The sequence below is a fragment of the Shewanella sp. BJSY2023SW007 genome (genome assembly GCF_047314525.1).
In the GTDB taxonomy this organism is placed as follows: Bacteria; Pseudomonadota; Gammaproteobacteria; order Enterobacterales; family Shewanellaceae; genus Shewanella; species Shewanella chilikensis.
Map to the genome: position 1 here is coordinate 1 of NZ_JBKORL010000011.1, position 11,491 is coordinate 11,491.

The following is an 11,491-nucleotide window of genomic DNA, read 5'->3' on the forward strand; positions in this document are numbered from 1 at the left end:
TCCAGCTAAAAGTTACTAATTAGTATTGGCAGGGCCTCCGGCGACGGATGTTTCTCATTGCCTGCCGCAGGCTTATGCACAGGCGATCCTGTGACTCGCTGCGAGAACATCCCTGGCTCAGAAGGTCACAGTTCCACCTGTGCCTGGGAAATAGGCGTATGTCTGTAGGTATATAAACAATTTCAAGCAGCGCTATGATTGCAGAATTACACCGACTTTCCCCCTCGGTGTCGCCGAAAGCCGTTGGCGCAAATAACGTGACCGAAACATGAATGCCGAATCAGCGCCCAAGCTCCCTGGGTACAACCTCATTAGTCTCTATCGCGAACAGAGTTTTGCTCCAGTAAACAAAGCCTCCCCGTGGCAAAAGGTTGTGACTGAGGTAAAATAGCCCATCTTTTGTCGGCGGCATCTCATACTTGTATGACTCCACAGCGGATCTACCTCTTAAGCACAGCCTTTTTTGCTGCTTGCTGCTGCCCCGCCGCCGGCTCGCATTCTCCCGGAAACAGGCAGATAACAATAACCCCGCCTGCCGGACTTAGCCTTAAACCCTACACCCAGAGGAATACTCGTCATGAGTCTTGCTGATTCCGTTCTAGCCATAAACAATGATCTGCCTATCCGCACCGACAAGCCGGTTCACAGCGGAAAAGTGCGCAGTGTCTACTGGTTGACCGAGGCCGACAGCGCCAGATTGATCCGCGAAAAGGGCTATGATGTGCCCGCCGATACTCCGCTGGCGATCATGGTGATCTCGGATCGTATCTCCGCCTTCGATTGCATCTTCCACGGCGAAGAGGGCCTCAAAGGGATCCCGGGCAAAGGGGCGGCACTCAACGCCATCTCCAACCACTGGTTCAGCCTGTTCAAGGAAAAGGGGCTGGCCGACAGCCATATTCTCGACATTCCCCATCCTTTTGTTTGGATAGTGCAAAAGGCTCGCCCGATAAAGGTGGAAGCCATTATTCGCCGCTATATTACCGGCTCCATGTGGCGCGCCTATCAAAAGGGTGAGCGGGTATTTTGCGGCATCACGCTGCCGGAAGGATTACAAAAGGATCAGCAGTTACCCGAGTTACTGATCACCCCATCGACCAAGGGGATACTCAAGGGGATCCCAGGGATACCGGAGCAGGATGATGTCAACATCAGCCGCGCAGATATCGAAGCTAACTTCGAGGCCTTCGGCTTTGAAAAGCCTGAAGATATCGATCTGTACGAAAAGCTGCTCAAACAGGGATTCGAAGTCATTTCCGAGGCGCTGGCACAGCAAGATCAGATCTTTGTCGATACCAAGTTCGAATTTGGCTATGTCACTGACAAACAAGGCCAATCCAAGCTTATCTATATGGATGAAGTGGGAACCCCAGACTCTTCACGTATTTGGGATGGCAGCGCCTACCGTGACGGCAAGATCCTCGAGAACTCCAAAGAAGGTTTCCGTCAGTTCCTGCTCAACCACTTCCCGGATCCGGATATCCTGTTGAACAAGGACAGAATGCCGGAACGTGAAGCCCTGGCCCGCGACAACGACCTGCCACTGGAGGCCATGATGAATGTCTCGCGTACCTACACAGGTATTGCCGAGAAAGTCACCGGAGCCAAGATTACTCTCTCGGATAATCCCAAGGCAGAAATTATCCGGGTACTCAAGGAACAATACGACCTGGTGAACTAAGGCATTCTGCCGCGGCTGCGACTCAGGCCTAATCCCATTAAGCATAAAGCCCCGACAGGGGCTTTATTTGTTCAATGATTGGAATTTTAGCCGAATCGGCTCCCGCGAATATCTCCCCTGAACGCCAAATTTGTACCTGGCCAAGACTGGCTTAAACTTAAAGAAGTGGCCAAGGCCGAGTAAAAGGAGATGCATCATGCGTACCCGACAAATCCTCTGTCCGGTCGACTTCTCTGAAGAATCCGAACACGCCCTGGAATATGCCATAGAGTTGGCGGCGCTCTATAAAGTAAAACTGAGGCTGCTGCATGTGATAAGCAAAGCCTATGGCGAAGACATTACCACTCTCCCCCATCACGAAGAGAACTTCGGCATAGTGGCCTTGACCCAAGCGCAGCTGCAACAACATATGCAGGCCTATGCTTCGGAAAAAATCCAAGCTCTGTTGCAACAGTTGCATCCAAAGCAGCAGCTCGAGGTGCTTATCCGCCGCGGCAGCGCTGCCGGCCAAGTCCTCGAAGAGGCCGAGAGCGCCAATGTCGGCATGATAGTGATCGGCTGCCATCAACGCACTGCGCTGGCCCATTGGCTGCTGCCCAGTGTCGCCGAGGAGATTATCAACAAGGCCAAGTGCCCTGTGATGGTAGTGAAGTAGTCTTATCGGCTCAGAGCTTCACTTCACTGTAGGTAGTCCAGGCCAGTAAATTACCCATCTGCGGCACTATCCAAACCGCTGTTTTGTGATCCTGATAGACCCGGAAGTAGTAGATCTCCTCATCACGGATATCGTCTTTACGGATCTCGCGGTAGAAGTGCATCGCTGAGTCACTGACATTGTCCGGCTTGATGAGCTCTTTCTGGTTCACTTTCACCTGGAACACATCCACCAAGGTGCCGGAGATCTCGGTGCGGTACTGGTGAAAATGGCCCCGTAGTTGATACTTTATCGGTGTGGTGATGCAATCCTGATCGGTAACACAGGCCGATGAATAAAACTGCCCCGAGTCTTTACTGTCGTAAACCAGCGATAGGCTGAGATCGGTACGCACCAAGAGTTCACCGGCAACCGGGAAATAGATATCCGCATGGTAGTTGTGCTCCACCAACTCGGCATTGTCTACCGCTGGCGGCAGAATAATACGGTTGTAGCGGATCCGTCGCTCCATCTCCTTACTCAGGGGCACAAACTCCTTCATGCTGAGACCGGCAGGTTTGGGATCTATGGCGGTGATATTGATGATACCATCGCCGTCACAGCCGGTTTCATCAGCGCTGGGACAGATGGCAAAAGAATAATTACGGCCATCCGAGGCGGCATAAGCGCTGAAATGCTTCAATCCGGGGATAAGATTTCCCTCAGGCGCCAGATGCTTTTGCCACATGGAAGGATGCAGTTGCTTGGCCTCATCACTGTAAAACAACTGCGCCGAGGCCAGCGTGCCCCCTACATTCAAGGGCAACTGCTTGTCGGCCCGCCAATGGCTCACCTGCTTGACCATCTGATGATAATCGCTGTAATACCAGAAGAAGCCCACCAGCCCCAACAGCAATAAAATCCCCAGGAGTTTTATTTTCAGAGACACACTCACCAAGGCAGTGCGGATGGCTTCACCATCTGAGATAGCCAGCATATGCACATGGGACTGCTCGGAAATATTTAGCTGATAGCCACGGCGAGCAACCGTCTTGAGTTGAATTTCGGGATAGGGTTCCAGCTTCTTTCTAAGAATACTAATGCACTGAGTCAGTGAGGTCAGCGCCACCACCCGCTCCGGCCACCCTACGGAAAGCAATTCTTCTTTTCCGAATACGGTTCCCGGGGCCGACAACAGGTGAGACAATACCTGAGCCTCAGAAAACGACAGGACGATTTCTGAACCATCGCGTTGATCCAGCAAGTGTTTTGCCTTGGTATCCAACGCCAAATAGGGAGTCAGCTGTTGCATTGTCACTCCGAAAAGTCACTCCATAAAATTTGACAGCTCCCGTTAATGGAAGCTTTAGGATAGACTATGAGTTTAACCTGAGTGCAACAGATAGAATGTGACAGCTATATCAATTAACAATTTGTTTTTGTTAAACAAAAAATATCTAATACAGCAGACTCCAATAGCAAATTTACAGTGGCCGACGTTGAAAACTGTAGCGGCACAGCCAAGATAACAACAACAGCCAGCCAAAGAGTATTCCCAGCAACCAAGGCCAGGTCGGTCCCCCTATGACCAAGCCCAAAAAACTTTGATTGAGCAAGCGAAACACACTGGCCGGATTCAGCAGCATCAGCCATTGCAGGCTCTCCTGACCAAGGTTATCGGCCGCCACCACAGCCAATACCAGCAAAGCCAAATCATAGAGCAGCACCAACAGCAACCAAAGCAGCATCAGCAGCGCCAGCGCCTGAGCCTTCTGCTTAACCTGCATACTGATCCAATAGCCTAAAAGCATAAACACCAACCCCAGTAACCAAGCGCTGGCCAGTAAGAGGGCAAGGGCCGCGGGCAACTCTACGCTACGGTATTCCTGAGCCAGCAGCGGCAGCAGCCCCAGAGGCAAGCCAAACCCCAGCAGCAAAGCCAGCAACAGGGCGCCGCCCTGCCCCATCAGCTTGCCGGCCAGCCACTGACTACGGCTCAAAGGGTAAGTCAGCAGTAATAACAGGGTGCCTGCTTCGGCCTCCCCCACCACGGCATCGAAACTCAATAGCAGCGCCAGCAGCGGCACCAGAAAAACGCTTAAGGTTAAAAGAGAGTTGAACAACTGCGGCAACGCCTGCCAACGAAATTCACCGCCTAAGGCCCCGGCACCGAAAATAACCGCAGCCGCCAACAGGGCAAACAAACAGCAAGCCGTTTGCAACCAGCGGCTCCGCAGACAATCTTTGAACTCTTTGGCGGCAACGATAAATAACGGGTTGGAGCGCTTGAACTTGAGCGCTTCATTTTCTCTGACCAATTGCATCAGGCGGCCTCCCCGAATCTTTTAGGCGCGACATTCCGACGATTTGAGTCAGACGGTGCCATAAAATGATGAAACAGTTCACCGAGCGAGGCCGGAGGCAACTGAAAGTCAAAGCAGCGGTATTGCTCCGTCAGTACGGCTATCGCCTCCGGCACGCTGGCCTTAGCCAGTTTCAACCGGCCAGCGGAAAAACTCGGCCCCAGCACAGGATCGCCACTGAGTTCCAGCCGAGATGGCAATAGGATCTCCTGTGGTAAGTCTGCCTCTTGCCTCAGGTTATCCAGGCTTCCCAGCGCCCGCATCCGGCCATTTGCCAGCATGAGCGCCAAGTCAAGATGCGGCTCAACCAAAGCCAGTTCATGGGTGCAAACCACTATGGTGCAGCCCCGCTGTTTCAGCGCCGCCAATTGGGCATACATAAGCGCCGAGGCCGAGGGGTCCAGACCCACTGTCGGTTCATCGAGCAATAGTAATCTGGGGCGGCTCAGTAGCGCCTGCGCCAACCCAAGTCGCTGTCTCTGGCCCTTGGAACACTGTCCCAACCTGCGTTTCACCAAACCATCCAGTTCAAACTCGACCAACAGCTCTTTGACTCTGTCTGCTCCTATGCCTTTGAGCCCGGCGAAATAATTCAGCAGTTCGCCCAAGGGCATATTGTCATAGAAACTGACGTTCTCCGGCAGATACCCCACCTGCATTGGGCTTTCACCGGCAGCCTTACCGAGAATCTTCAGCTCGCCACCGGCGGGTTTCAGTAGCCCCAGCAGCAGTTTGATCAGGGTCGATTTGCCGGCACCATTGTGACCCAGCAGCGCCAGCAACTTGCCCTGGGGCAGCTGCAAACTGATATTCTCCAGCACAGGCCTGTCGCCACGGACATAGGCCAATTGCCGACAATCAATGCTGGGCATAGCGCTTCTCCTCATCACTCAGTTGCGAATTGGTTGTTATTTCTTGCTTCGTCTGAATATCAATGGGCTGCAGCAAAGGAAAACTGTCACGAATGCCGATATCCTCGGCCAATGCCAACTGGCGCTGCAGCCAGCGCAGCAAGAGCACCACAGGGCTGTCCATCAACCATCTGGCCTCTGGGTAGATCCAAAACAGCCTGTCCAGGGCATCGTTGGGCAGATAGGGAGTATCACCTATGCCATCACCATCGAGATCCCAGCCCTGATAGCTGCTCCAATAGTTGCCCTGTCCCTGAAGACTCCACTCCTGCGATTTACTGCCGACATAACGTACCTGAGTCAGATTGTTTTCTATGTTGTTGCGCCACAGGCTATTACCTTCACCGCCCAGCGCGACACTAATGCCGGTATCGCTGTCACTGAAATAGTTATGACTGATACGGTTGTCGGCGGCGCCATAGATAAACAGCCCCTTGCCTTCACTGGCGATGGAGGGGTCGCCTTTGGGGTTGTGAATAGTCGTCACCCGGTTATGGTGCACCTCGCTCTGCTGGGTCACATTGAGCAAGATACCAAAATCGATTGCGGCGCTGACTTGATTATGTTCCAGGGTGATCCCCTTGGAACTCATCAACGCATAACCTCCCAGTAACCATTTGGCACTGTTATTCCAGGCGCTGTCATTGCGGGTATACATATAGTGAATACCATATTGCTGGCGGCTGAATTGATTGTGGCTGACCCGGCTGGCGTCGACGTTTTCCAGATAGATACCGTCGCGCACCGACGCTATCTGATTGTGGTGCAGTTCCGGGGCCTCAACATACTTGAGAAAGATGCCGTCACCTCTGTCCAGCAGATAACGCTTGTCGTCTCCATTTATGCGGCAGTTTTCCACTACCGGGTGTTTAAGCTGCTCGCCATGAATGCCAAAACCAGGCCCCGACAGTTCAAGCTGCAGCAAGAAGACATCATCGGCGCCCGGCAACAGACGCACCCCGGAATCATGTTCATAGAGATCGCTGCCCCAGTTACGTATTTCAAGCCCCTGCAAGCGCACACCTGCAGCCTTGATGGTCACGGCGCTGCCTTTACCACCGGCATCAATTATGGTGCCGGGCTCGCCGACAATAGCGATCGCCTTATCGATTATCAGCGGCCCCTGATATTCAGCGGCAGAGAGAGTCAGTACCTCGCCTTCACTCAGTGCATCTATACGTGCCTGCAGCGGGTTTTGGCTGCCAAGGCAGCCAAACGAGAGCAACATCAGGGCCAGCAGGGTGCGTAACATCAACCTCAGTTGGCTCCTTCCAGCAGTTCCAGGGTGATCTCCTCATAGGCCAGTACCCTACCCCCCCAGGCCTCGGCAAAGGCCTGCGCCGCTTCCTTGGTTGAAAATGGTGCAACCGCCGGTCCCATCACTCCCTTCTTGCTGGTGCCATAGACATACCAAGCTGTGGTGGCATCGATAAAGGCGTTGTCATCCGGCTGTTCCCAGTCGGTAGTGCCCATGTCATGGACAAACATAGCCTTGATTCGGCGCTGGTTTTCCGGTTGCAACGCAAAGCTGAACATGTCACGGCTGGAGCAGAACTTGGGCACGGCATCACTGTCTTTGAGCATAAGTTGCCCCTTGGGCCCAGGGTATTTGGTGATCATCATGCCGCACATATGGCACTTGTCATGCTGTTCCAGATGCTGTGCGTGAATGTCCTGATTGTGGCTCTGCGCCGGAGAGCATCCGGACAGCCCCATTAACAGGATGGGAATAGCGATAGCCAAAAGTGTCTTTTTCATCTTTCTCTCCAATCAATAGATTCAACACCTCGCCGGGGCCTTGCAGGGACAACCCATTAAGCGAGGGTTGAAAAAAATCATTCGAGTCGGCTGCGGGCGTTGGCAATGGCATATTGCAACGCCTCACGATCCAACTGCTGATTATTACTGTCGAGCAGCAGCTGCCAATGGCCTATAGCCTCGGCATATCTTTGGTTAAGGAAGGCATCATTGGCCAGCAACAGCCGGGTGCCAGGATCGGCGTTATCCAGCGCCAGGGCCTGTTCGACCCATTCTTGAGATTCCGGTAGCCACTGGCGTTGATCTCGGTAATAGGCGGCTTCGGCCAACTGCCCCAGTAAGGCGGCGCTCTTGCCCTGAAGCTGCAACTGCTGCTTCAAGGTGGCCACCGCATCCAGATACATGCCACCGCGCACATAGGCCTGGGCCAACTGTTGTATCAGGTCGCTGTCTTGTGGCGCATCGGCACTGGCGCGTCTGAGCCGGACAATCTCGGCGGCCAGCAGATAGTCTATGCTGTCGTCGGCCTCGGCCAACTGCCAATCCTGGTAACGGCCGGTATAGGAGTAAGTCCCAAGACTCAGACCTATGATCAGCAGCGGCAGCAAGCTCCAGTGCCATAGAGCCGGTACGACCCTGTCTCCGCGGCAGGTTTGCCACTGATAAAGGGCAAACAGACTCATAAATGCCAGACTCAGCAGGGCCAGTCCCAACCAGAGCAGGTTAGCCATAACGCCTCCTGTCAACCGTGTCCAGGCATTGGGTGCTTACTGTCTTTACCCGGCTGCTCGACCTTGACCAACTCGACTTCAAACACCAGAGTGGCCTGCGGCGGGATCACCCCGGGTGCCTGCTCGCCATAGGCCAGCTTGGCAGGGATAACGAAGCGGAACTTGGAGCCTTCAGGCATTAGTCTCAGGCCCTCTTCCCAGCCAGGGATCACTGTCATCAGCGCAAAACGGCCTGCGGCCTTATTGGTACTGCTGTCCTCAAATACTGTGCCGTCGATAAGCTTGCCGACATAGTTGACTGTCACCACATCTTCAGGATTGGGCTTCTTGCCCTTGCCCATGCTCAGCACTTCGTACTGCAGGCCACTGTCGGTAACCTTAACGCCGGACTTTTTCTTGTTCTCGGCCAGGAAAGCTTCGCCGGCCTTGAGGTTGTCCTCAGCCAGTTTATCGAAACGGGCCTCTCTTTCTTCATTGAGGGCGATGGCTCTTTGGTTGAGCAGATCCAGTATCTGTTCATCTGTCAGTTGCTGCTTGTCTTTAAGAGCATCGGTAAAGCCGGTAATCAGCAGCTCCATATTGACTTCGGCGCCCAGCTCCAACTGTTGGTAAACCTGGCCCGAAATATAGTTGCCCACTGAGGCACCCAGAGCGTAGGAGGTCTTGTCTGTCTCTGTCTTCAAGTCGGCCGCCAGCGCGGGCAAGCTCAGACAAAGAGAGAGGGAAATCGTAGTAGCAAGTTTTTGTAATTTCATGGTTTTCATCCTGCAATTTCTAAATTCAATGCCCAAATAATTTATTCTCAAGGACGCTCTATCGGTCGTCCCGAGATACGCCAGCCATAGATACCATCCGGCATCTGCCTGACATCGGTATAACCCAGTTTCATCACCTCTCTGGCGGCCACATTACTGGCAGTACAGAGGCGGTTGGCACAGTAAAACACCATGGTGGTGTCCTTGTTTTCCGGCAACAAAGTTTTCCAGTTATTGACGTTGAAGTAGATGGCGCCGGGAATGAAACCATCACCCCATATCTCCAGGGTGTTGACGTCATAGAAGATCACCCCTGGCTGGCTGAGCAGCATCTCGGCCTCACGCATGGAGATCTGGTTGAGTACCTCTTCGTGGTAGGGAGCCGGAACCAGATCTCCGCCACCGCCGGCCAGCACAGTCGGTGCCGCAACCATAAATGCCAGTGGCAGCAGGGACTGTTTCAGCGCCTGTTTCAATGAGAGTCGAACTCGCATCTTTATCCTCCATTAAGGGCTCCGGACAAGCGCCCGGAGCCACTATTACCCGTTACAGCGAAGCTGTCTTGGTGCCCTTGCCATCGGCAATGGCTTCAGCCTGAGTCACGTAAGTAACTGCTGCATCCATACGTTTGCGGGCGTAGCGAGGAGCGTGAACGCCCCAGGAACCGTCTTTACGTACGAATTCAACAATGTCGCGAGCCTTGTCGGTCAGCAGCAGAACTTGTGTCTTGTCTTCGATAGACAGCTTGTTCTTGGCAACTTTGCGATCGATTCGCTTGAGCGCATCTTCCACTTTAGCCAGGCTGTCTTTGACAGGAGTCTGCCACTTCATGACCTTGCCATAGATCTCTTTCTGATCCTTGAAGTGCAGGCCCTTGCTCAGCTCGGACTGGAACTGGCTGTGGCAACCCTTACGCTCAACCACATCGTGGTCAGAGATAGAGGTACGGGCACAGGTCCACATCAGGTCGAGATAGCCATGACCATTCTCATCCTGAGCCACGGTCCAACCTTTGGTGGTAGACTTACGAGGTTGACCTTCAGGTGGATTCAACGTCTTGCGATCCGGGCTGACATCAATCTTCCACAGGTGAGACTTACGCACTGCGTCGAAACCGGCCATATCCGGGTATTGAATCGCGGTGAAGTTTTCACAGCTACCCATGTTCGGCATGTGACAGCTGGTACAGCTGTTCTTGGCGTGAGTGCTGGTGTTGGCAGCCATTTCGGCCTGAACCTGGTGACAATCAACACAATCTTTCTTGATTGCAGGCTTGGTATAACCGGATTTCCAGTCGTTACCTGTTACTTCGTGTGGATCGTGACAGGTAGAACAGCGCATGCCCTTGTCATAGTGAGAAGACATGAACATCTGTGAACCTTCAGTACCACAAGATGGACAAGAAGACTTCATCTTGACGTTGAAAGCATATTCCAGCTTTTCTTTGCCTTTTTCAGTCTCGGCCAGCTCGTCGATATAGTTGAAACGCTGGTGACAACGTTCACAGTTGGAAGGCATGCCGCCGCCGTTACCACCGTCCAGGTGACCACCGGCGCCGTGACACTCTTCACAAGCAATACCGCGGCTGATGGTGTGTTCCTGCAGCTTCTTGGGATCGCCAAGAGCATCCAGGTATTCCTGCTTGTTCTTGAAGTCAAACTTGAAGCTGTGGCAAACCTCGCAGTAAGAACTGGCAGGCTGGAACAGGAACTCTTTCTTGTACTTGGCACCGTAGGAGGTCATGCCCCACTGGTGAGAACCACTGGCGCCGAAGTCTTCCATCTTGGTGGGGAAGTCAGGGATAACCTTTTGGATCTTCTTGGCCATTTCCGGAGTCAACCATTCGGCCCAACCACGGGAAAACTGGTTACCACCGGCAACCATGGTACCTGTACCGTCTTTCAGCAGACCGCCTTCAATATGGTAGGAACCACGCACCAGGAAGCTATCGATATAGCCATACTTGGTTCTCGGCGTACCCACAGTGGCGTAGATAGCATCCGGAGTGATACCGTCCGGTAATATGGAAGCATCAGAACCATAAAGCTTTTTCTTTAAGTCATTATCCACTTCCGGATGTTCACCGGGGAAACGTATGGTCTTGGCGTGACGGGAGCGCTGCCATTTCTCATACTGCACCGCGTGACACTCACCGCACTTCTCAGGGCCAACAAACTTATTGGGGAAGTCGAGAATAGACTTGGCCGCCAAACGATATTGCACCGCAGAGGGACGCCCCACCCGCTTGCTGTACTTCTGGCCATTACCTTGGTCCATGTATTCTTCACCGCGGTCACTGACCTTATACATACCAATGAGGCGGCCTTCTTCCTGATACTTGAACACAGGGTGATTCTGGAACAGGTAATCGAACAGTTCTTTTTCCTGAACGATATAATCCTGCAGTGTCTTGACGCCGTTTACCTTTTCCATGCCGTTGGGATTAGCGATCACTTTTTGTGCCGACTCTCCCATCTGCTTATTGCCGTGACCTGGTTTATCTGCCGCGAGCGCACCAGCCCCGCTGACGGCAGTTAAACAAAACAACATACTGAGTGTTGTCCTTTGTTGCCATCGTCTCATCATATACTCCTGAATTTGTCGTCGGTTATTTCACAAACGAACTTGTTATTGCCGGCTTGACCGGTCACGACTCAT

The 11,491-nt window shown here is 53.1% G+C and carries 11 protein-coding genes; 2 read left to right on the top strand and 9 right to left on the bottom strand.

The annotated features are described in order from the left end of the window. The first annotated feature begins 577 nt into the window (after window positions 1-577). Complete coding sequence (locus ACMHXE_RS02485; protein WP_071239147.1) at window positions 578-1,681, top strand: phosphoribosylaminoimidazolesuccinocarboxamide synthase; 1,104 nt, start codon at window positions 578-580, stop codon at window positions 1,679-1,681. A 196-nt stretch (window positions 1,682-1,877) separates the two neighbouring features. After that, a complete protein-coding gene (locus tag ACMHXE_RS02490; RefSeq protein ID WP_071239148.1) occupies window positions 1,878-2,336 on the top strand; it encodes a universal stress protein in 459 nt (152 codons plus the stop codon). Window positions 2,337-2,346: 10 nt separating this feature from the next. Here ACMHXE_RS02490 and ACMHXE_RS02495 read toward each other — a convergent pair whose 3' ends face one another. The 9 genes from ACMHXE_RS02495 to ACMHXE_RS02535 form a co-directional block, all read right to left on the bottom strand. Further along, the gene (locus ACMHXE_RS02495; protein WP_101057561.1) at window positions 2,347-3,627 is read right to left on the bottom strand and encodes a winged helix-turn-helix domain-containing protein; all 1,281 of its coding nucleotides are present in this window, start codon (window positions 3,625-3,627) and stop codon (window positions 2,347-2,349) included. A gap of 172 nt (window positions 3,628-3,799) precedes the next feature. Continuing rightward, window positions 3,800-4,639, bottom strand: coding sequence for an ABC transporter permease subunit (locus tag ACMHXE_RS02500; protein WP_234501135.1), 840 nt, complete (start codon window positions 4,637-4,639; stop codon window positions 3,800-3,802). Next, complete coding sequence (locus ACMHXE_RS02505) at window positions 4,639-5,550, bottom strand: ATP-binding cassette domain-containing protein (RefSeq protein WP_101057557.1); 912 nt, start codon at window positions 5,548-5,550, stop codon at window positions 4,639-4,641. The genes ACMHXE_RS02500 and ACMHXE_RS02505 overlap by 1 nt, the downstream gene beginning before the upstream one ends. Next, window positions 5,537-6,841, bottom strand: coding sequence for a nitrous oxide reductase family maturation protein NosD (gene nosD / locus ACMHXE_RS02510; protein WP_226564963.1), 1,305 nt, complete (start codon window positions 6,839-6,841; stop codon window positions 5,537-5,539). The genes ACMHXE_RS02505 and nosD overlap by 14 nt, the downstream gene beginning before the upstream one ends. 5 nt (window positions 6,842-6,846) lie before the next feature. Beyond that, a complete protein-coding gene (locus ACMHXE_RS02515) occupies window positions 6,847-7,347 on the bottom strand; it encodes a nitrous oxide reductase accessory protein NosL (protein ID WP_101057553.1) in 501 nt (166 codons plus the stop codon). A 77-nt stretch (window positions 7,348-7,424) separates the two neighbouring features. Beyond that, entirely contained in the window at window positions 7,425-8,078 is a 654-nt protein-coding gene (locus ACMHXE_RS02520; RefSeq protein WP_412486839.1) for a nitrite reductase, read from the bottom strand. A gap of 11 nt (window positions 8,079-8,089) precedes the next feature. Beyond that, a complete protein-coding gene (locus tag ACMHXE_RS02525; RefSeq protein ID WP_165565673.1) occupies window positions 8,090-8,842 on the bottom strand; it encodes an FKBP-type peptidyl-prolyl cis-trans isomerase in 753 nt (250 codons plus the stop codon). 38 nt (window positions 8,843-8,880) lie between these two features. After that, entirely contained in the window at window positions 8,881-9,267 is a 387-nt protein-coding gene (locus tag ACMHXE_RS02530) for a rhodanese-like domain-containing protein (protein WP_224868116.1), read from the bottom strand. Window positions 9,268-9,379: 112 nt separating this feature from the next. After that, window positions 9,380-11,416 carry a multiheme c-type cytochrome gene (locus tag ACMHXE_RS02535; protein WP_165565674.1) on the bottom strand — a complete coding sequence of 679 codons (2,037 nt, stop codon included), beginning with the start codon at window positions 11,414-11,416 and terminating at the stop codon, window positions 9,380-9,382. Window positions 11,417-11,491 lie beyond the last annotated feature (75 nt).

Coding starts and splice junctions, on each gene's coding strand:
- nosD (WP_226564963.1), bottom strand. CDS start 6,841: ATGTTACGCACCCTGCTGGCCCTGATGTTGCTCTCGTTTGGCTGCCTT.
- ACMHXE_RS02490 (WP_071239148.1), top strand. CDS start 1,878: ATGCGTACCCGACAAATCCTCTGTCCGGTCGACTTCTCTGAAGAATCC.
- ACMHXE_RS02525 (WP_165565673.1), bottom strand. CDS start 8,842: ATGAAAACCATGAAATTACAAAAACTTGCTACTACGATTTCCCTCTCT.
- ACMHXE_RS02505 (WP_101057557.1), bottom strand. CDS start 5,550: ATGCCCAGCATTGATTGTCGGCAATTGGCCTATGTCCGTGGCGACAGG.
- ACMHXE_RS02485 (WP_071239147.1), top strand. CDS start 578: ATGAGTCTTGCTGATTCCGTTCTAGCCATAAACAATGATCTGCCTATC.
- ACMHXE_RS02500 (WP_234501135.1), bottom strand. CDS start 4,639: ATGCAATTGGTCAGAGAAAATGAAGCGCTCAAGTTCAAGCGCTCCAAC.
- ACMHXE_RS02530 (WP_224868116.1), bottom strand. CDS start 9,267: ATGGTTGCGGCACCGACTGTGCTGGCCGGCGGTGGCGGAGATCTGGTT.
- ACMHXE_RS02520 (WP_412486839.1), bottom strand. CDS start 8,078: ATGGCTAACCTGCTCTGGTTGGGACTGGCCCTGCTGAGTCTGGCATTT.
- ACMHXE_RS02515 (WP_101057553.1), bottom strand. CDS start 7,347: ATGAAAAAGACACTTTTGGCTATCGCTATTCCCATCCTGTTAATGGGG.
- ACMHXE_RS02495 (WP_101057561.1), bottom strand. CDS start 3,627: ATGCAACAGCTGACTCCCTATTTGGCGTTGGATACCAAGGCAAAACAC.
- ACMHXE_RS02535 (WP_165565674.1), bottom strand. CDS start 11,416: ATGAGACGATGGCAACAAAGGACAACACTCAGTATGTTGTTTTGTTTA.